Consider the following 25,616-nt stretch of genomic DNA (forward strand, 5'->3'; position numbering starts at 1 on the left):
CTACTTTTCAAAATCATAGAGATTGATTCCTATTTCTTCATTCTTTATTTTTACAATTCTGGTATTCAACGGATAAAAGATAAATTCTGCAGCTCCCTGAATTTTCGCTTCCAGAAGATGTCCTGCTAACGCAGTATAATCTTCTCTTCCCAACGTAATATGAAGGTGTAAAGTTGGTTTTCCTTCTATTTCAGAAACGTTTCCGGAAATATTGGTGACCTCCATTTGTTCTTTGAAAGTCTTATCCACATATTTTTTGGTTGATGGATTAAAGAATCGGAGAGTGGCTTCACTCACAGCTCCTATTCCTGTCACTTCTCCTGCCTGAATATGTTGGTTTTGAATAAAGTCCGTTAAAACTTCCACAATGTTGGAATGATTGTTAGGGCTTACTACATAAATCTGATCTACCTTTCTTGCAGACCAATGGTTTCCTTTATAATTCATAATCTCCATATTTATTCTATTGTTTTCAAATAATTGATGATTCCTATTACGTCATCCTGACCAAAGTTTTTGTCATGGGCATTTTGATACGTTTGAATCAGAGCTTCAGACAGAGGATAATCTGCGCCTGCATTTTTGGCCAGAAGAATATCTTTCAGCATCAGATCAAGGGCAAATGCCGGAGCATACTGGTCTGCAATCAACAGAGGTGTTTTTACTTTGGTAGCACCGCTTCCACTGGCACTTTCATTGATGATTTCCAGCATATCTGATCGTTCAATTCCTAACTTTTCTGATAGTAAAACAGTTTCTGCCAGTCCCTGATAAATGGCAGACAGAAAATAATTGATCGATAGTTTTCCTGCGATCCCTTTTCCGTTTTCACCTAAATGTTTTACAGATTTTCCCATTTTCAAAAGACAAGGCATGGCACGCTGGATATCTTTTTCTTCACCTCCTGCCATAATGATCAGTGTTCCTTCCTTTGCTGGCTGGGTACTGCCCGCTACAGGAGCATCAATAAACGAAGCTTCTTTTATTTTCAAGGCAGCTGCAGTTTCTGTAGAAGCTTCCGGAGAAATGGTACTCATGTCCACGAATAATTTTCCCTGAATGTTTAAAGGCAGAATTTCTTCGTATACGGCTTTTACAGCACTGTCGTTGGTCAGCATGGTGAATATAATATCGCTGTTTTGTACAAGGTCCTTAATTTGGGTAGAGACTGTGGATTTTTCTTCAAAATCTTTAGCTTTTTCCGATGATCTGTTATACACTGAAAGTGGAAATCCTGCTTTTTCAATGTTCTTTGCCATAGGATGTCCCATATTTCCTAATCCGATGAATCCAATTTTTTCCATTGTCCTATCTTTTAATTTTTTATTAATTAAGATTGTATATTGTCAACCTCCTGAATGAAAAGGAGTTATTTGAGAGTAAATAAATGAAAGTATAAAATACGATTGTTTTGCAGCAAAATATCGACCAAATGGTCACTTTACAAAGTTAAGTTTTAATTATATTTTTAAGCATAAGTTTTTAAAACCGAAGAAACTTTCAGAAATTTGCAGCAAATAAGAATCAATGAAGATTGTAGATATAGAGAACTGGAACAGAAAAGAACATTTTGAATTTTTTTCTAAATATGGCAAGTCCTTATTTTGGATTTACAACGGAGGTAGACTGTACAAAAGCCTACGATATAGCAAAAGAAAAAGGATATTCATTTTTTGCTTATTATTTTCACAAATCTATGGTGGCAATCAATACGGTGGATGAGTTAAAGCTCAGAATCATTGATAGGCAGGTGATACAGTTTGATATGGTTCATGCGGGCAGTACAATCGGAAGACCGGATGGCACTTTTGGATTTTCATTCACTCCTTTTTCCGAAGATTTTGAAACGTTCAATGCAGCTTTACAAGAGGAAATAAAAGGAGTTCATGCGACTACAGGTCTTAGATTAAGCAATGAAAGGATTGGGAAGGATCACATCAGACATACCACAATTCCATGGAATTCGTTCAGTGCGATACTGCATCCTACAGATTTTAATACCACAGAATCGGTTCCTAAAATTGCTTTTGGAAAGTTCAATATCAAAGAGGGCAGAAAATATCTTCCGGTTTCTATTGAGGCACATCATGGGTTGGCAGACGGAATCCACATTGCTCAATATCTTGAAGAGTTTCAGAGACAGCTTGATCAGGAGTAGAACATAAAGACTGTATTGTAAAACTATCATATAACTAACAAAGCCGGGTTTCGATCCTGCTTTTATTTATCATTCCGTTTATTTCCGGTATGAATACCCTGAAAACATTGATCCAGATCATAAAAAGTAAACATAGGAACCTATTACATTTACAATTACAAAATGGCAAAGCAGATAATGAAGAAACGGGCTGATAAAAGCAGTTATGATATTTTAGCTCAAAATGTAACGTGGTATCTATGTGGTACACGGTTTTAACAAAATTTTAATCATTTTTTCTTTCTTTGCCAGTATAAAAATAAACCGAAATTTATAGGTGATGTTTTTTTACTTAATCATTTGTTGAATACAACTAAATGTTGTTTATCATTAGATTACATTAAAAAAAACAATTAATTTTTGAATATATAGAAATCATTTTGTTTATGGTATTATAGTATCAGGAAACAGATTGATCAGATAAAAACTTTATACTGATGTTCAAAAGTTATTACATCTGAAATGCGTAGATGAAAAAGTATTATGAAAAATAGAAAACCTGAAACTAACTTAGAGGATTTAAAACAAAAGATTCTTGTGCAAGACGAGATAATGGCATTGGCCAAATCTAATTCTCCTCGTCTCCTGAATAAATTCAGACTGGTTTATCCTGATTTTTTTAAAAAGTTATCCGATATACAGCCTTCCCTTAAAAATTCTGAACTGATCTTTTGTATTTATCTTAAGCTCAATATGACTACTAAGGAAATTGCAACTTATATTTTTGTAACCCCGAAAGCGATACAAAACAGGAAAAACAGAATCAGAAAAAAACTGAATATTCCTTCTGAATTTGATATTTATAAATGGTTTAATGAATTTTAAACCATTTTTTTCTGTATTTAAATGTTTATTATGGCTTTGTCCAGATCATGATATAAAAGAACTTGCCAATTGTTTTCTCTTGCTTCTTTTTCCCATTTAAGTCTTAGTTCCATTGCTTTTCTACCATCAAAATCGCTTTTATAAGCTAAGTGATATTTTAAATAGGAAGCCTGTGGCAGATCATCAGCACCGTAGAAAACCGTTTCCCCGTTTTCTCTGATCCAGAAAACCTGCATAAAAGGAGTGTGTCCACCTACCACTTCATATGAAATTTCATCTGTGATCTGTCCATGATCTTCATTCATCCATATAATATTTGGAAGTTTGATCAATTTTTCCAGTATATCAAAATCAAAAGAAGGATTCCCTTTCTTTTCCATCGCAAAATCCAGCTCGCGTTTTTGGATATAGATCTGGGCATTCGGAAAAGCAGCCTCGAAACCATTTTCTGTAAGTTTTACAGCTCCTTCAATATGATCTTTGTGAAGATGGGACAACAATAATTTTGTGATCTGTTCAGGACGGATATTTTCTCTTTCAAGAATTTCTGAAACTACTGTTTTTCCGGAGTCATTTTTCCAACCAATTCCAGCATCTAAAAGGATATAATCGTTTTCAGTAATAATTAAAAAGGGTTGAACAGACATTTTGATTCCTCCAACCTTATCAAAATTTTCTTCTGTTAAAAGCGTGAAGTCTTTGGTTTTGCTTGCCGAAAAATTGCCTTCTTTAAGTGGAATGATTTTCATGCTGCAAATTTCTTTAATATTTCTAATATTTAAAAGGATTTTCGTCGATATATATTATCAATAAAAACAATCATACAGGCAGAACACTGAAACTATTCTACTTACTGCAAAATCTTCTGTTATTCATGAAAACGTAAAGAAAGGAAGCGGATCAATTCTTTTTTTAATGACTATCTTTGATCTCTTAAAAATCTGGCGGTATCTTCCGTCAGGCAGCTTTCAATTCAAATAAAACTTATACGTAATGCAGGAGAGTTCTTCCCATGGTATTTCCCGGACTGTTATCTGGCTTATGGCCATTATTTCGGGACTTGTAGTAGCCAACAATTATTATAACCAGCCTTTATTGGCACTCATTTCTGAAGAGCTTCATGTTTCTGAAAGTGCGGCAAGTAGAATTTCTGTACTTACACAGATTGGCTATGCATTAGGATTGTTGTTGATTGTTCCTTTGGGAGATAAGTTTTTCCGCAAGAAATTAATTTTAATTGATCTGTTTCTTGTTTTCGGGTCTCTTTTATGGATGACTTTTGCTACTCAGTTGTGGATGTTGTACGCAGCAAGCTTACTGATTGGAGCTACATCAGTTATTCCGCAGCTGTTTGTTCCTATTGCGGCAGAACTTTCGTCAGATAAAGAAAAATCCTCCAATATCGGACTGGTAATGTCCGGGCTATTACTTGGAATTCTTCTATCCCGTTTTATAGGAGGAATTGTAGGTGAGGTTTGGGGCTGGAGAGCTATGTTTGGTATTGCAGCAGGACTGATGATTCTCGTTTGGCTGGCTGTTTATAAAATGCTTCCGGAAATGTCTCCAAACTTTAAAGGAACCTATAAAGAACTGATGCGTTCTGTTGCTCAACTTGCAAAAACACAGCCTGTGCTTCAGCTGGCATCATTCCGTGGAGCTATGGCATTTGGGTCGATGTGTGCTTTGTTTACCACATTGGTTTTCCATATGGAGAAGCCTCCTTTTAATGCAGGGTCTTCTGTTGTAGGAAGTTTTGGTTTAGCAGGAGCTGTAGGAGCTTTAGCTGCGGCCAAAGTGGGAAAATTGCAAAAGTATCTGGATATCAACCGGATTATTCTATATTCTTTATTGATTGTTATTGGAAGCTGGGGTTTTACCTATTTCGCAGGAGAAACCTATTGGGGACTGATTATAGGAGTAATTCTTGTGGATTTGGGAGTACAGTCAAGTCATATTATGAACCAGACCAATTATTTTCTGATTAAATCAAATGCCGTTAACAGGCTAAATACCGTGTATATGGTATCTTACTTTATCGGTGGATCTTTGGGAACCTGGCTGGCTTCTATCGCGTGGCAAAAGGCTCAATGGACTGGTGTGTGCTTTGTAGGAACGGTATTTGGTGTATTGGCTTTGGTAGCACATATATTATTTTGTAAAAAAGTAAATAAAGCATAGGAAAAGTCTTTTTATGCTAAACCTATTTATGGCTTCGGGGGATTTTATCGTAGATAAAATCCCGAAGTTTTTTATTATAATTCTCCTTGATCTTCCAGCACCTGCATTAGTTCTCTGTGTCTTCCTCCCCATTCATCAAGCTGTTTCCAAATAGGGATAAGCTCTCTTGCAATAGCTGTCAATTCATAATCTACTCTCGGTGGAACTTCTGCGTGAACTGTTCTCTTTACTAACCTTTCTTTTTCCAGTTCTCTCAATTGAAGCGTCAGCATTCTTTCCGTTATTCCGGAAATGGAGTTTCTAAGCTCACTAAAGCGTAATTTTCCGTCTTTTAATTTGTTTAAAATAATCAGTTTCCAACGTCCCCCGATTCTGCATACTGCATAGCTCAGATCGCATCCCTGGATATACTTTTTGTTGATATTATTCGTTGAATTCTCTTTTATCTTGCCCATTACTTACAAATTTGTTAGTACCATACATTTAGCTGTATACAATGCAAATGTAGGGTTTGAGATTTAATTTTGTTCATCGAAATAGAAAATATACTGCCTAAAGAACAATAGCGCTAAGGTTCTCAGCAGAAGTAACAATAATTTAAATCCAGAATACAATGCAATTAACGCCTAAAATAACACAGATTTTAAATCATTTAGAAACCATACAACCCTTTAATCCTCAGGATTCTTTAGACGGTGCACGTAAATTCCTTGAAACCATGTCTCTTCAGCTTAGTGGAAAAAAAGAATCTGTGGCCATGATTGAAGAACTGAGTATTCAACAAGAAAATCATCAGATTCCTGTCAGGATTTATCGTTCTAAGGGAAAAGAAATTCAACAATCGTCGGCTATTATTTACATCCATGGAGGTTGGTTTATTGCCGGAGGATATGAGACTCATGATGCTGTAGTCCGTAAATTGGCCAATAAAGCAGGATCCGTAGTGATCTTTATAGATTACCGTCTTGCTCCGGAACATCCTTTTCCCGCTGGCTTAAATGATTGTATGGATGGAGTAAAATGGGTATTCAAAAATGCAGAATCTTTAGGAATTGATCCTGATAAAATAGGAATCATTGGAGACAGTGCCGGAGGTGCTTTGTCAACAGCAGTTTCTACCCAGCTAGGAAAACAGTTCAAATTTCAGGTATTGATTTATCCTGCAGTAGACAATCAATTGAACTCTAAAAGCTGGGAAATCTATGAAAACGGTCCGGTTCTTAATAAACAAGGCGGTATAGAAGCCTGGGCTGGCTATCTTCCGGAAGAAGAAAAAGGAAATCCTCTGGCAATTCCTGTTTTGATCAAAGATTTTAAAGAAACACCGCCTACCTTAATCATTCTGGCAGAGCATGATCCTTTGCTGGATGATGGCAAACAGCTTTCTGAAAACATGAAGAATGCAGGAGTTGAGCTTAAAACAAGTCTTTACAAAGACATGGTTCACGGATTTATGCACATGGGAGAACTATTGGAAGAAGTACAGTTAGCAGTGAATGAAATGGCTGATTTCGCCTATCAAAATTTAAAATCTGACGAATAAAAAGGATCATGAAAAAATATGCATACATTGGATGTCTCGGATTTATAGCCGTTATTACAACCGAATTTGGGGTAATCGGAATTCTCCCGCAGATTGCAGAGCATTATAATATCAGCATAGACAAAGCTGGATATCTCTTAAGTGCTTTTGCTTTAATTATTGCTCTTACAGGACCTTTTATGACTTTACTCACATCAGGTTTTGACCGGAAAAAAATAATGCTCACTGCTATTTTCATGTTTCTGATTACAGGATTTGTATCTTCCTTTTCACCTCCTTTCTGGTTGCTGATGTTAGTTAGAATTTTACCCGCATTCCTTCAGCCGGTGTATATTGCGACCGCATTATCTGTGGCGGTATCTCAGGCAGATGAACGAAAAAAGAATGAGCTGATGGGAATTGTTTTCAACGGAGTAGCCATTGCAATGGTAACTACAGTACCTTTTGCCACATGGATTGCAGGGCTTTGGTCTTGGGAATATTCATTTATGATACAGACTATGGTGAGTTTGATTGCCCTGGCTGTCATTTATTTCCTGCTTCCTCCAATGCCTGTAAAAGAGAAGAAATCCTATGGAAATCAGATCAGGATATTGAAACAGCCTCCCTTTGTTTTGAGTACACTGACTAATTTTTTCATGATTACAGCCTGGTTTTCTACCTACAGTTATTTTGCAGATTATCTGAACAAAGCCAAAGGAATGGATACTTCAATGGTAAGTTATATGCTCTTGTTATTCGGAATTATCGGAGTATTGGCCAATGGAGTAGCCGGAAAAATGCTTAACAAAAATGTGGCTGGTACCACCGCTATTTTTCTTTCCGGAACTATTGTAGTGCCTATTCTTCTCTATTTTTCTGATGGAAACTTATGGGCTACAATTGCCGTCATTGGAATCTGGGGTTTTCTTTATTCACCAAGCTTTTTGAATGCATCCACTTATATGATTTCTTCAGCACCGGAATCTCTGGAGTTTGCCAATAGCCTTGCCACTTCATTTGGAAATCTGGGAGTAACAGTCGGAACTACAATCGGAGGATGGGTGATCATTACAAAAGGAGTAGAGTATATTCCATGGATAGGCCTTGCTTTTGGGCTTCTTGCATTTCTGATGATGATTGTAAAAGAGATCGTAGAAAAGCGGAGTCAAGTGCTTTCCACCTGTCAGAATTAAATTGTAATAATTTTTGTTACATTAAATAAAATACAGTATATTTGCACTATTAATTTGATGTAAAATTAAATACAATGAAAATAGAAATCTGGTCGGACGTAATGTGTCCGTTTTGTTATATCGGAAAGAATAATTTTGAACAGGCTTTGAATAAGCTTCCTTTTAAAGATGAAGTAGAAATAGAGTGGAAGAGCTTTCAACTGGATCCAAGTTTAGATCCAAAAGAAACTCAGGATACGATACAATATTTCAGAGAAAAGAAAGGCTTCCCTGAAGCTCAGGCTACCCAAATGCTTGGACAGGTAACTGAAATGGGGAAAGGAGCCGGAATTGATTTTAATTTTGAAAAAACATTGATCACCAATACTTTTAGTGCTCATAAACTGCTTCATTTGGCTAAAAAGCACAATAAATCCAATGAAATGGAAGAAGCATTATTTATCGCTCATTTTATTGACGGTAAAAATGTAGGAGATAATGAAGTTCTAATTGCCCTTGCTGAAAGCTTAGGAATTGATAAAGAAGAGGCAAGACTGGCGGTTACAACAGATCAATTGGATGATGAAGTCAACCAGGATATTCAGGAAGCGAGAAACAATGGTATTTCCGGAGTTCCTTTCTTTGTCCTGAATGGTAAATATGCCGTTTCTGGTGCTCAGCCTGCAGAAGTATTTGAAAATGCACTGCAGCAAACTTACAAAGAAACAGTGAGCCCGTTTAAGGATCTTTCCAGTGAGAACGGAGCCTCCTGTGATGCAGACGGATGCAGCATTTAAGATATCAAACCCCCAAAATAGTTTTATTTTGGGGGTTTTAATTGAATAGAGTCTCGTATCTTTGTCATACAGTGGTAATAACTGTATAAATCTAATTTTTCAATGATAAAAATTAACAACGAAAGTCATTATTCAATTGATGATACTCTTTTTGTTTTTGCATTAGATTCCGAGGCGGGAACTGTGTTTGATGATAAAAATAAATTAATTACTGGCATCGGAAAAGTAAATGCAGCGATCGAATTAACCAAAGAAATTCATACAAGAAAACCTAAACTGATTGTAAATTTAGGTTCTGCTGGAAGTAAAGGATTTCACAAAGGAGAAGTGATATGCTGTACAAAATTCATCCAGAGAGATATGGATGTAAGAGGATTAGGATTTCAATTGTATGAAACACCATTATCCGGAGTACCACCTGTATTGGAATACGGTCTTAAAATGGACACCCTGAAAGAAGGAGTTTGCGGAAGTGGTGACAGTTTTGAAATGAACCACTCTGAAACCGATTATAATATTGTAGATATGGAAGCTTATCCATTGGCATTGATTGCTCAAAAGGAAAACATTCCGTTTCTGTGCCTGAAATATATCTCTGATGATGCCGGAAGTGATGCTGCAAACGACTGGAGCGTACAGGTTCACCTGGCTTCTGAAGCTTTTAAGAAAATACTCTTTTCATAACATTTAATCTTACCATCATGAGCTCAACCATTATTAACAAAGCTTCGGCTGAAGACGTAGAAATTGTACAAAATTTAGGAATACAGACGTTTTCTGAAACTTTTGCAGAAGATAATACGGAAGAGGCCATGAAAAAATATCTGGAAGAAAGCTTTAATACCCAAAAGATAAAATCTGAGCTCAATAATCCTGATTCTCTTTTCTATATTGCCTGGGAAGAAGACAATCCGGTGGGCTATCTGAAAGTAAATACAGGAAATGCTCAGACAGAACTTCAGGATGAAACCAGTCTTGAAATTGAAAGAATCTATGTAAAGAAAAGCCACCACGGAAAAAAAGTAGGGCAGCTTCTTTATGATCAGGCTTTGGAAATTGCCCGACAGCTCAGTAAATCCTACCTATGGCTTGGAGTATGGGAAGAAAATCTGAGAGCTTTAAACTTTTACAAGAAAAACGGATTTGTTGAGTTTGATAAACATATTTTCAGATTGGGAGAAGAGGAACAAACGGATCTGATGATGAAAAAAATACTGGAATAAACCTTTTTTGCCCGCAGATGACGCAGATTTTCACGGATGATTATATTTTAAAATTTAAGAAAAATCGGGATTTTAATTTTTTATCAGAATTTTTGCAATTCAAAAACAAAAATTAAGGTGATTGTATTTGAGTAAGATATTCCAAAATGAACCATTCAGAATTTGTAAAGCATATTAATCAGTATTATCCTTTATCCAAAGAAACAATTCAGGATTTATTGAGTATCTGTACAGAAGAATATTATCACAAAAATGATCTTCTGTTGGAATCCGGTTCTATGGCAAGGTATTATTATTTTATTAAATCAGGGCTGATAGGATATTATACTGAGGATGAACACGGAGATAATATTTATAAAATCTTCTTCGAAGAAAACAGCTTTGTTGCTTCCACAGCAGCCATTATTAAAAATGAAGCCAGCGATTTCAATATCATTGCACTGGAAGACTGTTCCGTGATACAATATCCCGCAAAAGCTTATCGTGAATTGCTGGAAAAACACCATGATCTGGCCCTTTTTCATCTGTATTACCTGGAAAAAAACTGGGTAGTAAAAAAAGAACCTCTGGAAGTATCCCTGAAGTATGAAACAGCAAAAAAACGGTATTTACAATTACTGGAAAATCCATCTTTATATAACAGACTGAAACAGCATCACATCGCTTCTTATTTAGGAATAACCCCTACACAGCTAAGCCGGATCAAAAAGGAAATCAACTGATATTTTTAAGTTTAACTGGAAAATAAATTAAAAAAGCCTCAACATATGTTGAGGCTTTTTTTCTTTTTCTCCTGCAATTTTGTTGTATCAAAAGATCATTGGTATATTATGTGTTCTACCATTAATAACCTGTGATTATCATTTATTAAATATTTTCAAAATGAAGAAGCTTATCAACATTGTATTTGTACTGACAGCATTCATTCAGTTATCAGCACAAAAAATTATTCATCAGGAAATTTTCAGTCCGAAAATGAATAAAAAGATCAAAACAGTTATCATCACCCCAAATCTTCAGCCTAATACAACCTATCCGTCGGTCTATATCCTTCATGGTTTCAGTGGTAATCCGGACAGAATTATTAAGCAGGATATTCCGGATCTGGTAAAAAAAGCACAGGAACTTAAAACAATCTATGTACTTCCGGATGGCAATTACAGCTCATGGTATGTGGATAGCCCAATCATTAAAGATTCACAATATCAAACCTTTATTGGAAAAGAACTGGTAGAATTCATTGATAAAAATTATCCGGTAAAAGCAGAGAAAAGATTCCGCGGAATTTTGGGATGGAGTATGGGAGGTTACGGAGCAACCAATATTGGAGTGACTTATAATAAGACATTTGGTATCGTAGGGAGTTCTTGTGGAGCATTGGATTTCAACTCTTTCGGAGAAGGGTATCAAAAATATATGGTGAATAAAGTACTTGGGCCGCTGGAATCGATCAATCCCAATTTCCTCACTGACAGCAAAGTAAAACTGATGGTAGGAGCAGGCCAACAATATATTTTCGATTGCGGTACAGAAGATACTCAAATGATAAGTATGAATAGAAACTTTCATAAAAAACTGACAGAAATGAAGATTCAGCATCTCTACACAGAATCTTTGGGGGGACATGTCCCGGAATATTGGAGCAGATCGTTATCTGAACAGTTGTCTTTGTTTGACAGGTTTTTTAAACAGTAAAATTTTTTGAAGTGATGATAGGTTCACAGCACAAAATATAGTGAATATTTTAAGTATTCAATAGGAACGGGCTTTAGCCCGTTTTAATAAATAAATATAAATTCCGATGGCTTTAGCCAAAACTTAAAGTCAAATAAAAAAATCCTTTTTGAGCTATGCCCAAAAAGGATTTCGATTGATTGAATGTTCAAAAATGCTAACTAAGCATTCTATTAAAAATGTTGAAAGTTTTTACCCAGATGTTCCTCAATAACAAAGAACGGATCTTCCGTAAGCGTGTGTGCTCTCATATCAATAAGGCTCACTTTACTCATCATACGAAGCATGATTCTTCTCTCGCACGACTGTTCTATACCGTCAATATTTCGTACTCCTGCACGGAAAGCCGATCTTCCATGAGCACATAGATGATTATTAACCAGAATAACATCTCCAGCCTGAGGTGTAAATCCTGAATAAATCAAATGTCTGGCTTCTTCCCAGAACTCATGCAGCGTATTTTGTGCTTCATCAGATTGTCTTATGCTGGAATTAAATAGCTGTTCCGCAGCATCAAATCTCATAAACGGAAGACTATAATTACCATACAGTACAGAATCTAATGTCTCCTCTTCATTATCATCCGTTTCCAGATTGGCATCTTTCGGAATTTTATAAATACGCTCAAAAAGAGGTCTGTAATTGTCCCCGATAGACTCATGAGAACGGATAGAGTAAAGCGTAGAAGGAACCTGTTCCTCATTTCTTACATACATAAAGCTTAAGTAGTCAGCCTGATGTTTCAGAAAAGCATCTTCCGTGTGTACATATAAATCTGTTGAAGACCCTGATCCTGTCTGTGTTTCCTTCATTTTTTCATCAGGAATGATGGCATGGATCAGTCCACCACCTTTACGCTGTGAATAATATTGTACAGGTTTTGATGGAAGTGCCCCATGAATAAGTGCACACGCAAAACCATATAAATTAAATTTTGAATAATCTGCCGCCTGCCAATTGGGAGGGGTAGATCCTATATCCTCCTGATCAATATCCATTAATCCTGTAAAGATCAGGGCACCATACTGATTTTTTGAAAAGTCACTCGCAAAATCAGCCGCTATATTTAAAATTCTCTCCGGTAAGAAATAAGACGCCAGCTGATGTACATGCTTTATAAAATCACGGTTTTCATAATTGTCATACTTTTTCTGAAGATGCAATGCCGCATCTTTTATCATTCTTCTTTCCTGAGAGGTGACTTCTATGACCGTAGGAAGCAGTTTTACCGCTGTTAAACAGTCTTTATCTAAAATTTCTGTAGAATTCATTAAAAAAAATTTGGTGTTAAGTAATAATTTTTATCTTTGTTTTTAATTATTCTAAATAACAATAGCTGGTTCAAATTTAGTAATAATTACTCAATCACCAAATAAATTATAATAAAAAATGTAAAATTTAAAAACCTGACTATCAGATATATATAATAGTATATCGAAAAAACCACAACAACTCACAGATTTAAAAAATCACATTACAAAACTTTTATGAACAACAATTTAATATCCCTAGAAGAGCTCGCAAGCACAACTTCACCTCACATTTCGGGGAATTTTGGGAATATTTTTCATCCTGACAATTATGATCATTATCGTAATGCTGTCAATAGTACTTTAGACCTGGTTCAGGAATTTCTTCACAGAAACAACAAGCCTTTCAGTGGTATAGAAGCCAAAACAATGAAAGGAATGGTACAACAGATTGATCTTAATCAAAAACTTTCCAATTATAATGAGCTTTTGGCAGAAGTAGATGATATTTATGTGAAACATGCCACAGCTTTTCACCTTCCACAATATGTAGCTCACCTTAACTGTCCTGTAGTAATCCCGGCCTTGGCAGGAGAAATCCTTGTAAGTGCTATCAATTCTTCACAGGATACTTATGATCAGAGTGCCGGAGGAACCTTTATGGAAAGAAAACTGATCGACTGGACTGCTGGTCAGATTGGATATAATACAAATGAAAGCGATGGAGTTTTCACAGCAGGGGGCTCACAGAGCAATTTAATGGGATTGGTCATGATGCGTGACTGTTTTTCCCAGAAAAGATACAATCACAATATTAAGATGGATGGTCTTCCAGTGGAGGCAAGCCGTTTCAGAATATTTGTTTCAGATAAATCTCACTTCAGCAATCTGAAAAATGCGTCCATTATGGGACTGGGTGAGAAAAGTATTGTTAAAGTACCTACTGATGACCGTTTCCGTATGGATATTTCTCTTTTGAAAAAATATATTAAAAGAGAAGAACAGTTAGGAAATATTCCTATTGGTATTGTAGCAACAGCAGGAACCACAGACTTTGGAAATATTGATCCATTGGATGATATCGCCAATATTGCAGAACAATATAACATCTGGATGCACGTAGATGCAGCTTACGGTTGTGCTTTATTATTAAGCGAGAAATACCGTGATCTGATCAATGGTATTGAAAGAGCAGACTCTGTAACGATTGATTACCACAAATCATTCTTCCAACCTATCAGCAGCAGTGCTTTTATTGTTAAAAACAAAAAAGAACTGTTGATCCTTAAGCATCATGCCGATTATCTAAATCCGAAAGAAATGGACGAAGAAGAAATTCCGGCACAGATCAATAAATCCATTACGCAAAGTACCCGAAGATTTGATGCTTTAAAACTTTGGTTTACCATAAGAATGATGGGGAAAGAACAATTGGCAGAATATACAGATACAGTGATTGATCTTACCAAAGATGCAGCCGCAATGATTACGGAAGATACAGATTTTGAACTTCTTTCAGATTCTGATTTAAGTGTTCTTGTTTTCAGATATGTAAATCCGGAAATCAGTGATCTGAATGCCCTGAATCAATACATCAAGATGAAACTGTTCTACAGCGGAGAAATCCTTGTAGCAAGTACAAAAGTGGATGGAAACTTCTATCTGAAGTTTACATTCCTGAACCCGATTACGACTACAGAAGACATTCATCAAATTCTCACCACAATCAAAAATCATGGAAAAGACTTTAATTCAGAAAAATAGAACAGGAGAAAAAGCCCGGGAAATTACTTTCAGAATTCTGTTGAACGGAATGTTGAGAGAACTGGGAAACGGAAAATTCTATCAGGGTGTTCCGAAATATGATCTTCTGACAGCAAAAGCTCTTCAGAATAGCAATTATCCATTATACATGAGATTTGAAATGAAGAAAAGCGGACTGTTTTTATTTGCTCCGGTTTCCTATCGTTCCGAAACTCTTTTCCATGAATACGCACCTGTTTTGTGGGCGGTGGATCACCAAAATCAAGAAGTTTTTGAAGTTAATGATCAAAAGCTTACTGAACTGGTTTACAGAGAACTTTCTGAGACTACAAATGAAACAGGTTTCAGAAACTTTGTGGAAAGAATTCAGAGCAGCTTAAGAAACCTGGAATTGACAACAGAAGCCTGTCTTCAGGATGATCAGCTTTTAACGTATTCTTTTCTTGAATCTGAACAAATGCTTCCTGCCGGACACAATCTGCATCCTTTCACTAAATCAAGAATGGGATTCTCTGAGGAAGAACAGCTTTTATACGGCCCTGAATTCGGAAAAGGATTTCAGCTGGATTATTTCCTGATTCATAAAGACTGCATCACGGAAAAATCTCTTCCAGGAATTTCTGCAAAAGAAATCTTCGAAAAATGGACTTCTTTACCGGAAAGCTACGATTTTGAAAACACAAATGATTTTTATATAGTTCCATGCCATCCATGGGAAGCACAATATCTTTTATCAACCGAAGAATATCCTGAAATGCTTGGTTCCGGGAAAATTATTCACATCGGACCTTTGGGTGAGGATTTTTATGCAACTTCTTCTATAAGAACGGTATACAATCCTGATTTCAGCTGGATGTTAAAATTCTCTCTGCATGTTTTAATGACTGGTTCTGTGAGAACAAACAGCTTAAAAGATCTCAACAGAGGGTATGCTTCGGCAATCTGGTGGCAGCATCAAAAAGCTTCATTTGAACAAGATTTCCCAAATTTTAAATTATTATTGGAACCTTCCACGTTAAGCGTTCATTATGAGGGGAAGAATATGGACAGTCTGAATATACTGCTCCGTGAAAATCCTTTTTCGAATGAAGATAAAGTGATTCTGTTAGCCAGGCTTTGTCAGGATGAATCTACAGATGGTTTCAATTTTACAACGCATTTCTTTAAAAATGTAGGCAATCAATTGGGTGTAGATGCAGAAAAAGCAGCTATTATTTGGTTTGAAAAGTATGTAAACCTATTGCTTTCTCCTTTAAACAGGTTGTACGATCAATTAGGCATGGCTCCTGAAGTTCATCAGCAGAATCTACTTGTACAATTGGATAATCAATTGCTTCCTCAATCTATTTATGTAAGAGACGGGCAAGGATATCTGATCAAAGAAAGTTTTAAAGGAAAATATGAATCTCTGATTAAAGATTACCCTGAAGTGGAAGACCTTTTCATCAGAGATGAGCGTCTTCTGGACATTATTTCACACCATCTTCTGGTAAGTAACCTGAGCGCACTGATTGCTTCAATAGGCAAAACAGGTCTGGTTAAGGAAAGAAGACTGATTCATATTCTGTACAGAGAGTTTGAAAATCTTCATGAAACTGAACCTTCATCGTTAACCGATTATGCTTTGAATCAAAGATATTGGGCGGTAAAATCAAACCTTCAGTCGGCGGTTGCTGATGTAGACGGAGGCGTGAATGCTTCTTCAATTTCTTATGCTCAGGTTCCGAACCTTCTTCACAAACATTTCTTCTCGGATCAGCTAATCAATCCGCAGGGAACAGAAGTTTTCTTTAAAAGATACTTCCAGAAAGAAGATGTGACGATGAGTATGCGTCCTATAGATCTTGAAAATGACCTTGAAATGCTTCATGAATGGTTCAACCGTGAACATGCCGTAAAAATCTGGCAGATGAACTGGCCTATTGACGAGTTGGAAACGTATTACAGATTAATGCTTCCAAGTGATGAAGCACACAGTTATATCGTCGCAGGAAACGATGAGCCTTCTTGTAATATTGAAGTGTATTGGGCTTGCAGAGATATTGTAGGTGATTATTACGAAGTGCTGCCAACAGATTACGGTACACACCAGTTTATTGCACCTATTGATCCTAAAAAGAAATTTGTATCTCCGTCTACTCAATCTATGGTTGATTATGTTTTTGCACAGCCACAGGTAGGAAAAATGGTAGGCGAAGGATCTGTAGACTCTCTTGCGTCTATGATGAACAAAGCCCATGTAGGCTTCAAAGTAGATAAAGTAATTGAAATGCCTCATAAAAAAGCCAATCTGAACTTCTGTTACAGAGAATGGTACTGGGAAAAATTCCCACAGAATAAAGAGGTACAAATCACCACAAACATCACAAAAAATGACTAACGAAGCCGTATACAATGTAATAGGCATAGGTATAGGCCCTTTCAATCTGGGACTTGCCGCATTATCTAATCCGATTTCAGAACTAAAAACCCTTTTCCTGGACCAGAGAGATGGTTTCGACTGGCATCCGGGACTGATGATTGACCATGTAACCCTGCAGACCCCATTTTTATGCGACTGCGTTTCTATGGCTGATCCTACGAATCCTTTGAGTCTTTTGAACTATCTGAAAGAAACCGGAAGACTGTATAAATTTTTTATCAGAGAAGACTTTTTCATTCCGAGAAAAGAATATAACCGTTACTGCCAATGGGTAATTGAACAGCTTCCACAATGCCGTTTTTCTACTCAGGTAGTGGATATTACTTATGAAGATGGGTTATATCATGTAATGACTATTCATACAAAAACCAAAGAAACTACGGTTTTCAAAACTGAAAGATTGATTTTAGGAACAGGAACACAGCCTCATATTCCTTCTTTCATTCCGAAGGATGATTCCCGTGTTATTCATACAAGTTCTTATTTATACAGAAAAGAAGAACTTTTATCTCAGGGAAAAAAAATAGCGATTATCGGTTCTGGACAGAGTTCCGCAGAAGTTTTTTATGATCTTCTTCAAAACAGAAATGAAGATACACAATTGGGATGGTATTCCCGTCCGGACAGATTTTTCCCTATGGAATATTCTAAGTTGACACTAGAGCTTACTTCACCTGATTATGTAGAATATTTCTACAACAGAAGCGAATCTGCAAGGAAAACTATTTTAAGCAAGCAACAAGCTCAGTTTAAAGGAATCAATTACGATCTGATCAATGATATCTATGATTTCATTTATGATCTGAACATCGACAACGCTGATCCTAATCTTAAAATTATTCCTAACAGCCAGCTGAATAGAGTAGACAACAGTAATCCTGACTTCATCAATCTTGAATTTACTCAACTGGAACAGGAAGTACCTTATGATCAGGAAGCAGATTATCTGATTCTTGGAACAGGATACCGCTATCACGAGCCTGCATTCATAAAGAATATTCAGGATAGAATAAAAAGAGATTCCAGCGGATTGTTTGATGTCAACAGAAATTATTCAATAGACCACAACGGAGGAGAAATTTATGTGCTTCATGCTGAAGTTCATACCCACAGCTATATTTCTACAGATCTTGGAATGGCTGCGTACCGTAATTCCTACATCATCAATGATATTCTGGGAAGAGAGCATTATAAAATTGAAAAGAAAATTGCTTTCCAGGATTTCGATGTAGAAAAATATGCTGATTTACCAACTGCCAAAATTTAATCAAAAATGAACACCAACTTAAAAAATACAGTAAGCCAGGAAAACTGGAATCAGGCTAACAGAAACCTAATGGCCAAAACCATAGCAGAATTGATGCATGAAGAGCTTCTAAAGCCTGTGGTAACCTTTGAAAATAAAGACGGATATACTGTTTTTACCCTTGAAACCGGAGTTGAAAATATTATCTACAGCTTCCGCGGACAGGAAAGAATGATGGATTACTGGCATATTGATAAAGACAGCATTACAAAAACAGAAAACGGTGAAGACCTGTCTTCAGTAGATGTAGCGGCTTTCTTCCTGGAAATGCAGTCTGTATTCGATCTGGATCCTTATACTATCGCAAGATATACAGAAGAATTACTGCATACTTTGTATTGTGATGCCTTAATCTTATCAAGAGGAGTAATGTCTTCAAAAGAGCTTGCTAATGCAGATTATCAAACTGTAGAGCATAATATGACCGGACATCCTTGGGTAATTGTGAACAAAAGCCGATTAGGTTTTTCTCCACGTGATCTGAAAACATTTGCTCCTGAAGCCGATGAAGATTTAAAAGTAATCTGGCTGGCTTCTCATAAAAGCAGATCGTCATTCCAGTCTTTGGAACATATCAACAGAGATGAATTTTACCGTTCAGAAATAGGAGCGGATTTATATAATGATTTTCAGCAGCAGCTATTGAGTAAAAGAAAAGTTGTTGAAGATTATCATTTTATCCCGGTACATCCATGGCAGTGGGAGCATAAGCTTCAGATTCATTTTGCCGGAGATATTGCTTCCGGACTTTTAATCCAATTAGGAGAGGGTAGCGATACCTACAGTCCGCAGCAAAGTATCCGTACTTTATTCAATGTAGATCATCCTAAAAAGAGATACCTGAAAACGGCTGTTTCTATTCTGAGTACAGGAAATATCAGAGGATTATCACCTAAGCAGATGAAAATTGCTCCTGCTATTACAGATTGGGTAAAAGGTTTGATTAAAGATGATGCTTACCTTGAGAACAAAGAAACTATTTTCTTAGGAGAAGAAGCTGCCATCACGTATCTGCATCCACAATATGGAGCTATTGCCAGTGTACCTTATCAGTATAATGAATTCCTTGGTGCATTATGGAGAGAAAGTGCTGAAAACTATCTTAAAGAGGACGAACAAATGGTAACTATGGCTTCTTTACTCTATGTAGACGAAAGTGGAGTTCCATTGGTTCAGGCATTTGCTGAAAAAGCAGGAGTGAGCATCAAAGAGTGGATTGAAAGCTATCTTGATGCCTATCTTACGCCTTTGTTGCATATCTATTACACGCATTCATTATGTGTAACGCCACACGGAGAAAACATTATGGTGGTTTTGAAAAACGGAGTTCCGAAGAGAATCGTAATCAAAGACTTTGTTGATGATATTGTTTTAACCACTGAGGCAAGAGAAAAGCTTCCTGCACACCTTGCAGATGGTTTAATCCAGTCTTCCAACAAAGAAAATATCCCGTTGTTTATTTTGCTTGGTGTTTTTGATGCCTTCTTCAGATATCTGTCAAATGCTTTGCATACGTATTCCAACTTTAATGAAGAAACATTCTGGGAACTGGTTCACAACTGTGTTGAAAATTATAAAGCTGAGAACACCCACCTTCAGGAAAGATACGAAAAGTATGACCTGTACGTGCCGGCATTTAAAAGATTTTATATCAACAGTCTGCGTTTGAAAAATAACGGATACAGCGAGAACAAAGCATTTGCCATTCCGAGAAAAGACGGAGCACTGCCTAATCCACTGTATCAGATTGCCAATAAAAATTCAGTAGCAGCAGTATGAGGAAATTCCTGCATATACTAAAAGAAGGAGCGGTTTTTACGTATGGAGCCATAGCCGGAAAGAAAGTTGAGCTGACTTCCGGAAGTATCAACCGTTCCATCTTTAGTCTTGCCATTCCCATGGTGATGGAACTTGTCATGGAATCTGTTTTTGTAAGCGTCAATCTATTGATTATTGCAAAATTAGGCGACAAAGTTCTTGGTCTTGTGGGAATTACAGATAACTACATCAACTTCGCTTATGCCATTGCAGTAGGTTTGGGAATTGCAGCAGCAACCCTTACCGCCAGAAGAGCGGGTGAAAAAGATAAAGAAGGAATGGGTAGAACCGCCCAATACATCATCTTGCTGGCTCTGTTTTTTGCAGTGTTTATTGGTGGGGTTTCCTGCTTTTTCGCATCAGAAATTGTGGATTTTCTGGGAATCAATGCCAGTACGGTAACAGAAGGAGTTTATTTCTCACGATTGGTATTCCTGAGTATCGGGCTTGTGATTCTCCGTCTGTCTGTGAATGGGCTCTTCAGAGGAGCTGGTGATGCCGATATTGCTATGAAATCACTTTGGATCTGCCATATTTCCAATATCATCTTTGCAGTGATCCTTGTTTTCGGATTAGGATTTATTCCTGCTTTTGGATTGATGGGATTGGCGTATGCTACGGTTTTATCAAGGCTTTTAGGGGTTTTATACCAGGCTTTTGTGTTAATGTCCGGAAAAACCAGTATCAGCATCAGAGTTCCTTTACAGCTTGATGTACCCTTATTGCAAAAGATTCTGAAAATAGCTTTTGGAGGATTGGTTCAGTATATCATTCCAACATCCAGCTGGCTGATTATGGTGAAGATCATCTCTACTTTCGGAACTACGGCACTTGCAGGATATATCATTGCACAGCGTATTGCTTCCGTAGCTACGATGCCTGCCTGGGGAATAGGAAATGCTGCTGGAGTTCTTACAGGTCAGAATCTTGGTGCCGGAGAACCGGAACGTGCTGAAAAAACAGTCTGGAGAGCCGGAACCATCAACATGACTTATCTGGTACTTGTAGCCTTATTCTGGCAGGTTGCCGCTGAATATGTGGTGAAATTTTTCACTACAGAACCGGAAGTCGCAAGATATGCGGTTCAATACATCCATGTGGTATCTATGGCTTATCTGCTGTTAGGATTCACAATGGTGATCAGCCGTGCTCTGAATGCAGCCGGAAACATTCTGCAGGTTACGCTGCTGTACCTCGTGATGTTTTATGTGATTCAGCTTCCTCTGGCTTATCTCTTAGGAGTAAGATTTCAGTGGGAACTGAGAGGAATATTTACCGCAATCGTTTCTTCGGAAATAGTTTTGGCTGTACTATTCCTCATGATTTTTAAAAATGGAAAATGGAAAACTATAAAAATTTAAAATGAACACTACAGAAGAATTTTATGAAATTATCGCCTCTGCCATCGCAATAAAGAAAGAATTGGTAGATGAAAAACTAACGTATCAGGAAATCCCGGAATGGGATTCTATGTCTCACCTTCTTATCGTAGAAGCGCTTGAACAGTTTTATCAGATCAAATTTGATTTTAACGATATTCTGGAGATGGGAACCGTCGGAAAGATTCGCGAAAAAATGAAAAAATACGAAGTATTCGTAGAAAACTAAGCATATGAAAATTTTAGAAAATGTAATTGCCAATAAGAACTTGGGGTTTACAGATGCTTCCACCGGTACAACAATACCGGTGGGAACACTGTACCGGTCTTTAGGCTTAAACCCGGTAGAAAAAGGACTGCTCTTTTTGTACAATGACAATCAGTTGTCCAGCATTGAGGTGCTCCTCAATTTCTATGGAACAGCGCACACGATTGCGGTACTGGGACAGAAACTGCATGAGGAATTCAAAGAACGTATTGAGGCAGAATACCGTCCGAAATACATCTTTGATCCACAAAGAGAAGCCATTGAAGGATACAGTCTGAAAGTATTCTCAGACAACATCAGCATCTTCGCAAAGGATGATTATAAGAGTGAAGTTACCATTCACCCTGATATTAAAATCCTTTTGAGCACTTCAGGTACAACAGGGGTACCGAAGCTGGTTAAATTATCTGATGAAAGTCTTTATCAGAACGCATTGAGTATCCTTCAGTATATGCCGATTCAGGGAACGGATGTAGTTCCTTTAAACGTTCCGATCAACTTTGTGTACGGATTCTCTATTTTCACCACCAACTGTATGCGTGCCGGAAGAATTGTGTGTACAGATAAGGATATTATGCAGAAAGCATTCTGGGATGAAATGGAGGAGTACGGCTACAGTACTTTGGGTGGAGTACCTTTTCTTTATGAAAACCTGAACAGAATAGGATTTTTCAGAAAAGATTCTCCAAGCCTTAGATATTTTACCCATACCGGAGGAGTGATCAACGCTGAGTTGAGAAAAACCATTTTCTCTTATTGTCATGAATTTAAAAAAGATTTCTTTGCACAATACGGACAAACGGAAGCAGGAGGAAGGATGGCTTATCTTACTACAGAAGGATTGCTGGAGGGAGAAACCTCTATAGGAATGCCTGTACACAACGGAAGTTTCAGAATTGATTCTGAAACCGACGAGCTTCTCTTTTCTCATGTCAGTATATTCGGGGGCTATGCCAATAAACTGGAAGATCTTGCTACTTATGAGCAGCCTTCCGTACTTCATACCGGAGATACTGCCAGAAAAGGTGAAAACGGAATTTATTATATCACAGGTAGAATAAAACGTATCATGAAGCTTTTCGGAATACGTCTTAATCTCGATGAGGTAGAATTTATTCTTAAAAATGAAATGCAGGGCAATACTTTCGTATGTCTGAATGCCAATGATAAAAAAATCGTGGTATTGTATGACAATCCGGAAATAGATCCTCAGGTTATCACCGAAACCATTAAAAATAAACTGCGTATCAATCCGCAATATGTACGCACAGAACTTATAGAAACTTTCCCATTATCACAAAACGGTAAAATAAACTATCCCCTGTTACAAAACTTACAGCATGAAAACATCTAAAACCCTTATATTACTTCTTGGTCTTGCTTTATCTTCAAACTCGCTTTCTGCACAGCAGGGCGACAGAATTCATGGCAAAATCATGCTGTCTGAAAAAGCACCGGTAAAAAACGCTATTCTAAGACTTGTCAACACGTCTTATCAGGCAAAAACCAATAATTTAGGAGAATATTACTTTGAAAATGTGCCACCTGGAGAATATACGCTTCAGGTGGTTTTAAATGATATCGAACTGATGAAGGAACCCATCCACATTCAGAAAGATGTCTATGAAATCCCTGCAATCTATGCCCCTTTACACAATAATGTGATTGAGGGAATTACAGTATATGCAGTGAGCAGAAATAAATTTTTGGATAAAGACAGTACTTCAGTGGCTAAAATGTCTTTGAAAGTGCTTGAAAATCCACAGGCTTACACAAGCATCAACCAGCAAATCATGAAAGAACAGCTTACTTACGATATTTCGGAAGTATTGAAAAACGTTCCGGGTATGGTAAAAATGCAGGGAAGCCCAGGAAGAGGTTCCGGAGACGGAAGTTTCTACTACAGCCTTAGAGGATTTCCTACCAAAGTCTCCATGGTAGACGGCGTTCCTGCAACCACCAACGGAGAAATAGACCCTGCCGATCTTGAACGTCTGGAAGTGATCAAAGGACCTTCAGGAACATTGTATGGAGGCGCGGTAACTTCCTTTGGAGGTTTGATTAACGCTGTAACCAAAAAACCGAAAGATTATTTTGGAGGAGAAGCTTCTTATTTGATGGGAAGCTACAATTTGAACCGTGTAACAGCTGATGTTTACGGACCAATGACAGAGTCCAGAAAAATGCTGTTCCGTTTGAATGCCGCTTATCAGTATCAGAACGGATTCAGAGATTCTGAGTTCAGAAAATCATTCTTTGTGGCACCTACCATAAGCTACGAAGTGAATGACAGATTGAAATTCAATTTAGGAGCTCAGATCTACAATTATGAAGGAACCAATACTCCGATTATTTTCCTTGCGAGAACAAGACCTTACTTCGCCCACAACCCGGACGAACTAGGCTTCGATTGGAAAAAATCTTATTCCAATAATGATATTACTTTAAAAGCACCATCTATCAATGTAAAAGCTGAGGCGAATTACAAAATTTCTGATAAATGGACTTCACAGACATTGCTTTCAAGAAACTTCAGAAAAACAGAAGGGTTATATCAATATCAGTTCATCAGAGGAAATGTAAATGATGCTACATTGGAACGTAATGTACAGTGGCAGAACTCAGAGGCTTCTTCTACAAGTATTCAGCAGAATTTCAATGGTGAATTTAAAATCGGAAGCATTAAAAATAAAGTGTTGATCGGATTAGATTATCTGAATCAGACCATCAATAACAACCATTCCCCAATTGTGGTGTATGATAACATCAACGGGCAAACTCTAGCAGGTTATGCCAATATCACCAGAGATCTTGTGCTGCAGAAAATCCAGACTTCTACAGCTCCTTTGGTAAGAAATAATTCTGCATCAAACCTTTATGGAGCCTACATTTCAAACGTTACTTATATTACAGACCGTTTGATTACGCTTTTAAGCTTACGTATGGATCACTACGAAAGTAAAGGACAGCTTAACCTGAGTAACAATACCAGAACCGGTGATTTCAACCAGACTGCATGGTCTCCAAAAGTGGGAATTGTATACCAAATCCTTAAAGATCAGTTATCTGCCTATGGTAACTATATGAATGGTTTCAGTTATACAGCACCTGTTGCACAGCAGCTTCCTGACATTAGCGGAGAAATGAAACCTCAGATGGCGAATCAGTGGGAAGTAGGATTGAAAGGAAACCTTTGGAGAAACAAGATTAATTTTACCGTTTCATATTACGATATTCTTGTTGACAATATTCAGAGAGGAAGCGGTGTAATCCGTGACGGAAAAGAATACAATATTGTTGTTCAGGATGGAACACAAAGAAGTAAAGGGATTGAAATTGAAACCATCATGAATCCTGTTCAGGGATTAAACATTATGGCAGGATATAGCTACAACCACAGCAGATATGAAAAGGCTGATCCCGCTGTAGAGGGCCGTCGTCCTGAGTCTGCAGGTCCTGCGAATGTATTCAATTCATGGATCAGTTATATTCTTCCAATCAAAGGACTTCAGGGACTTGGAGTAGGTTTTGGAGTAAACCGTGTAGGAAAACAGATTACCGGAAACAAAACCGTTACCGGACAGTTTGCATTCCCTGCTTATACTTTAGTGAACGCTTCTATCTCCCTTGAAAAAGAAAGATACAGATTAGGATTTAAAATGAATAACTTGGGCAATGTACAATATTTTGCAGGGCAGGGAGTGGTAGTCGCTCAGATGCCTCGTAATTTTGTTGCTGAGGTAAGCTTTAAATTTTAA

23 protein-coding genes are annotated in these 25,616 nt (G+C 37.2%); 18 read left to right on the plus strand and 5 right to left on the minus strand.

The features are described from left to right. Nucleotides 1-447 (minus strand): PPC domain-containing DNA-binding protein, encoded by a 447-nt coding sequence (locus tag ACM6F9_RS08710; protein ID WP_414845349.1) that lies wholly within the window; start codon nucleotides 445-447, stop codon nucleotides 1-3. A gap of 11 nt (nucleotides 448-458) precedes the next feature. Continuing rightward, nucleotides 459-1,337: an NAD(P)-dependent oxidoreductase gene (locus ACM6F9_RS08715; RefSeq protein ID WP_414845856.1), complete on the minus strand. Its 879-nt coding sequence runs from the start codon at nucleotides 1,335-1,337 to the stop codon at nucleotides 459-461. 251 nt (nucleotides 1,338-1,588) lie between these two features. On the opposite strand from ACM6F9_RS08715, the gene ACM6F9_RS08720 reads away from it, so the two are divergent. Beyond that, on the plus strand, nucleotides 1,589-2,158 hold the full coding sequence (locus tag ACM6F9_RS08720; protein WP_414845350.1) for a CatA-like O-acetyltransferase: 570 nt from the start codon (nucleotides 1,589-1,591) through the stop codon (nucleotides 2,156-2,158). A gap of 522 nt (nucleotides 2,159-2,680) precedes the next feature. Further along, on the plus strand, nucleotides 2,681-3,022 hold the full coding sequence (locus ACM6F9_RS08725; protein WP_414845351.1) for a helix-turn-helix transcriptional regulator: 342 nt from the start codon (nucleotides 2,681-2,683) through the stop codon (nucleotides 3,020-3,022). A 17-nt stretch (nucleotides 3,023-3,039) separates the two neighbouring features. Here ACM6F9_RS08725 and ACM6F9_RS08730 read toward each other — a convergent pair whose 3' ends face one another. Continuing rightward, a complete protein-coding gene (locus ACM6F9_RS08730; protein WP_414845352.1) occupies nucleotides 3,040-3,771 on the minus strand; it encodes an MBL fold metallo-hydrolase in 732 nt (243 codons plus the stop codon). A gap of 244 nt (nucleotides 3,772-4,015) precedes the next feature. Here ACM6F9_RS08730 and ACM6F9_RS08735 point away from each other — a divergent pair, with 244 nt between their 5' ends. Continuing rightward, entirely contained in the window at nucleotides 4,016-5,200 is a 1,185-nt protein-coding gene (locus tag ACM6F9_RS08735; protein ID WP_414845353.1) for an MFS transporter, read from the plus strand. Between the two features lie 74 nt (nucleotides 5,201-5,274). On the opposite strand, the gene ACM6F9_RS08740 is transcribed toward ACM6F9_RS08735, so the two are convergent. Then, nucleotides 5,275-5,655, minus strand: coding sequence for a winged helix-turn-helix transcriptional regulator (locus ACM6F9_RS08740; protein WP_414845354.1), 381 nt, complete (start codon nucleotides 5,653-5,655; stop codon nucleotides 5,275-5,277). 158 nt (nucleotides 5,656-5,813) lie between these two features. Here ACM6F9_RS08740 and ACM6F9_RS08745 point away from each other — a divergent pair, with 158 nt between their 5' ends. From ACM6F9_RS08745 to ACM6F9_RS08775, 7 genes are all read left to right on the plus strand, one after another. Next, nucleotides 5,814-6,743: an alpha/beta hydrolase gene (locus tag ACM6F9_RS08745; RefSeq protein WP_414845355.1), complete on the plus strand. Its 930-nt coding sequence runs from the start codon at nucleotides 5,814-5,816 to the stop codon at nucleotides 6,741-6,743. A gap of 8 nt (nucleotides 6,744-6,751) precedes the next feature. Continuing rightward, nucleotides 6,752-7,918, plus strand: coding sequence for an MFS transporter (locus ACM6F9_RS08750; protein WP_414845356.1), 1,167 nt, complete (start codon nucleotides 6,752-6,754; stop codon nucleotides 7,916-7,918). A gap of 74 nt (nucleotides 7,919-7,992) precedes the next feature. After that, a complete protein-coding gene (locus ACM6F9_RS08755) occupies nucleotides 7,993-8,694 on the plus strand; it encodes a DsbA family oxidoreductase (RefSeq protein WP_414845357.1) in 702 nt (233 codons plus the stop codon). 102 nt (nucleotides 8,695-8,796) lie between these two features. Beyond that, the gene (locus ACM6F9_RS08760) at nucleotides 8,797-9,378 is read left to right on the plus strand and encodes a nucleosidase (RefSeq protein ID WP_414845358.1); all 582 of its coding nucleotides are present in this window, start codon (nucleotides 8,797-8,799) and stop codon (nucleotides 9,376-9,378) included. 17 nt (nucleotides 9,379-9,395) lie between these two features. Then, nucleotides 9,396-9,917 carry a GNAT family N-acetyltransferase gene (locus ACM6F9_RS08765; protein WP_414845359.1) on the plus strand — a complete coding sequence of 174 codons (522 nt, stop codon included), beginning with the start codon at nucleotides 9,396-9,398 and terminating at the stop codon, nucleotides 9,915-9,917. 146 nt (nucleotides 9,918-10,063) lie between these two features. Further along, complete coding sequence (locus tag ACM6F9_RS08770; RefSeq protein WP_414845360.1) at nucleotides 10,064-10,639, plus strand: Crp/Fnr family transcriptional regulator; 576 nt, start codon at nucleotides 10,064-10,066, stop codon at nucleotides 10,637-10,639. A gap of 160 nt (nucleotides 10,640-10,799) precedes the next feature. Next, nucleotides 10,800-11,612 (plus strand): alpha/beta hydrolase, encoded by an 813-nt coding sequence (locus ACM6F9_RS08775; protein WP_414845361.1) that lies wholly within the window; start codon nucleotides 10,800-10,802, stop codon nucleotides 11,610-11,612. Between the two features lie 212 nt (nucleotides 11,613-11,824). On the opposite strand, the gene ACM6F9_RS08780 is transcribed toward ACM6F9_RS08775, so the two are convergent. Then, nucleotides 11,825-12,922 carry a TauD/TfdA family dioxygenase gene (locus ACM6F9_RS08780; RefSeq protein ID WP_414845362.1) on the minus strand — a complete coding sequence of 366 codons (1,098 nt, stop codon included), beginning with the start codon at nucleotides 12,920-12,922 and terminating at the stop codon, nucleotides 11,825-11,827. A 216-nt stretch (nucleotides 12,923-13,138) separates the two neighbouring features. Between ACM6F9_RS08780 and ACM6F9_RS08785 the strand changes: the two genes are divergently transcribed. The 8 genes from ACM6F9_RS08785 to ACM6F9_RS08820 are packed head-to-tail and all read left to right on the plus strand — an operon-like array spanning nucleotide 13,139 to nucleotide 25,616. Then, nucleotides 13,139-14,665, plus strand: a complete 1,527-nt coding sequence (locus ACM6F9_RS08785) for a pyridoxal phosphate-dependent decarboxylase family protein (RefSeq protein WP_414845363.1) — start codon at nucleotides 13,139-13,141, stop codon at nucleotides 14,663-14,665. Further along, nucleotides 14,637-17,045 carry a GNAT family N-acetyltransferase gene (locus tag ACM6F9_RS08790; RefSeq protein ID WP_414845364.1) on the plus strand — a complete coding sequence of 803 codons (2,409 nt, stop codon included), beginning with the start codon at nucleotides 14,637-14,639 and terminating at the stop codon, nucleotides 17,043-17,045. The genes ACM6F9_RS08785 and ACM6F9_RS08790 overlap by 29 nt, the downstream gene beginning before the upstream one ends. Next, a complete protein-coding gene (locus ACM6F9_RS08795) occupies nucleotides 17,038-18,354 on the plus strand; it encodes a lysine N(6)-hydroxylase/L-ornithine N(5)-oxygenase family protein (RefSeq protein WP_414845365.1) in 1,317 nt (438 codons plus the stop codon). The genes ACM6F9_RS08790 and ACM6F9_RS08795 overlap by 8 nt, the downstream gene beginning before the upstream one ends. A gap of 6 nt (nucleotides 18,355-18,360) precedes the next feature. Beyond that, the gene (locus ACM6F9_RS08800; protein ID WP_414845366.1) at nucleotides 18,361-20,172 is read left to right on the plus strand and encodes an IucA/IucC family protein; all 1,812 of its coding nucleotides are present in this window, start codon (nucleotides 18,361-18,363) and stop codon (nucleotides 20,170-20,172) included. Next, nucleotides 20,169-21,572: an MATE family efflux transporter gene (locus tag ACM6F9_RS08805; protein WP_414845367.1), complete on the plus strand. Its 1,404-nt coding sequence runs from the start codon at nucleotides 20,169-20,171 to the stop codon at nucleotides 21,570-21,572. Before ACM6F9_RS08800 ends, ACM6F9_RS08805 begins: the two co-directional genes overlap by 4 nt. A gap of 1 nt (nucleotide 21,573) precedes the next feature. Further along, on the plus strand, nucleotides 21,574-21,819 hold the full coding sequence (locus ACM6F9_RS08810) for an acyl carrier protein (RefSeq protein ID WP_047374822.1): 246 nt from the start codon (nucleotides 21,574-21,576) through the stop codon (nucleotides 21,817-21,819). Between the two features lie 4 nt (nucleotides 21,820-21,823). Continuing rightward, a complete protein-coding gene (locus tag ACM6F9_RS08815; RefSeq protein ID WP_414845368.1) occupies nucleotides 21,824-23,212 on the plus strand; it encodes an AMP-binding protein in 1,389 nt (462 codons plus the stop codon). Beyond that, nucleotides 23,199-25,616, plus strand: a complete 2,418-nt coding sequence (locus tag ACM6F9_RS08820; RefSeq protein ID WP_414845369.1) for a TonB-dependent siderophore receptor — start codon at nucleotides 23,199-23,201, stop codon at nucleotides 25,614-25,616. Before ACM6F9_RS08815 ends, ACM6F9_RS08820 begins: the two co-directional genes overlap by 14 nt.

The organism is Chryseobacterium sp. IT-36CA2 (genome assembly GCF_949767875.1).
Classification (GTDB): Bacteria; Bacteroidota; Bacteroidia; order Flavobacteriales; family Weeksellaceae; genus Chryseobacterium.

What these genes read in the sequence shown, in the direction of transcription:
- ACM6F9_RS08710 (WP_414845349.1), bottom strand. Translation starts at nt 447, where the DNA reads ATGAATTATAAAGGAAACCATTGGTCTGCAAGAAAGGTAGATCAGATT.
- ACM6F9_RS08720 (WP_414845350.1), top strand. Translation starts at nt 1,589, where the DNA reads ATGGCAAGTCCTTATTTTGGATTTACAACGGAGGTAGACTGTACAAAA.
- ACM6F9_RS08725 (WP_414845351.1), top strand. Translation starts at nt 2,681, where the DNA reads ATGAAAAATAGAAAACCTGAAACTAACTTAGAGGATTTAAAACAAAAG.
- ACM6F9_RS08730 (WP_414845352.1), bottom strand. Translation starts at nt 3,771, where the DNA reads ATGAAAATCATTCCACTTAAAGAAGGCAATTTTTCGGCAAGCAAAACC.
- ACM6F9_RS08735 (WP_414845353.1), top strand. Translation starts at nt 4,016, where the DNA reads ATGCAGGAGAGTTCTTCCCATGGTATTTCCCGGACTGTTATCTGGCTT.
- ACM6F9_RS08740 (WP_414845354.1), bottom strand. Translation starts at nt 5,655, where the DNA reads ATGGGCAAGATAAAAGAGAATTCAACGAATAATATCAACAAAAAGTAT.
- ACM6F9_RS08745 (WP_414845355.1), top strand. Translation starts at nt 5,814, where the DNA reads ATGCAATTAACGCCTAAAATAACACAGATTTTAAATCATTTAGAAACC.
- ACM6F9_RS08750 (WP_414845356.1), top strand. Translation starts at nt 6,752, where the DNA reads ATGAAAAAATATGCATACATTGGATGTCTCGGATTTATAGCCGTTATT.
- ACM6F9_RS08755 (WP_414845357.1), top strand. Translation starts at nt 7,993, where the DNA reads ATGAAAATAGAAATCTGGTCGGACGTAATGTGTCCGTTTTGTTATATC.
- ACM6F9_RS08760 (WP_414845358.1), top strand. Translation starts at nt 8,797, where the DNA reads ATGATAAAAATTAACAACGAAAGTCATTATTCAATTGATGATACTCTT.
- ACM6F9_RS08765 (WP_414845359.1), top strand. Translation starts at nt 9,396, where the DNA reads ATGAGCTCAACCATTATTAACAAAGCTTCGGCTGAAGACGTAGAAATT.
- ACM6F9_RS08770 (WP_414845360.1), top strand. Translation starts at nt 10,064, where the DNA reads ATGAACCATTCAGAATTTGTAAAGCATATTAATCAGTATTATCCTTTA.
- ACM6F9_RS08775 (WP_414845361.1), top strand. Translation starts at nt 10,800, where the DNA reads ATGAAGAAGCTTATCAACATTGTATTTGTACTGACAGCATTCATTCAG.
- ACM6F9_RS08780 (WP_414845362.1), bottom strand. Translation starts at nt 12,922, where the DNA reads ATGAATTCTACAGAAATTTTAGATAAAGACTGTTTAACAGCGGTAAAA.
- ACM6F9_RS08785 (WP_414845363.1), top strand. Translation starts at nt 13,139, where the DNA reads ATGAACAACAATTTAATATCCCTAGAAGAGCTCGCAAGCACAACTTCA.
- ACM6F9_RS08790 (WP_414845364.1), top strand. Translation starts at nt 14,637, where the DNA reads ATGGAAAAGACTTTAATTCAGAAAAATAGAACAGGAGAAAAAGCCCGG.
- ACM6F9_RS08795 (WP_414845365.1), top strand. Translation starts at nt 17,038, where the DNA reads ATGACTAACGAAGCCGTATACAATGTAATAGGCATAGGTATAGGCCCT.
- ACM6F9_RS08800 (WP_414845366.1), top strand. Translation starts at nt 18,361, where the DNA reads ATGAACACCAACTTAAAAAATACAGTAAGCCAGGAAAACTGGAATCAG.
- ACM6F9_RS08805 (WP_414845367.1), top strand. Translation starts at nt 20,169, where the DNA reads ATGAGGAAATTCCTGCATATACTAAAAGAAGGAGCGGTTTTTACGTAT.
- ACM6F9_RS08810 (WP_047374822.1), top strand. Translation starts at nt 21,574, where the DNA reads ATGAACACTACAGAAGAATTTTATGAAATTATCGCCTCTGCCATCGCA.
- ACM6F9_RS08815 (WP_414845368.1), top strand. Translation starts at nt 21,824, where the DNA reads ATGAAAATTTTAGAAAATGTAATTGCCAATAAGAACTTGGGGTTTACA.
- ACM6F9_RS08820 (WP_414845369.1), top strand. Translation starts at nt 23,199, where the DNA reads ATGAAAACATCTAAAACCCTTATATTACTTCTTGGTCTTGCTTTATCT.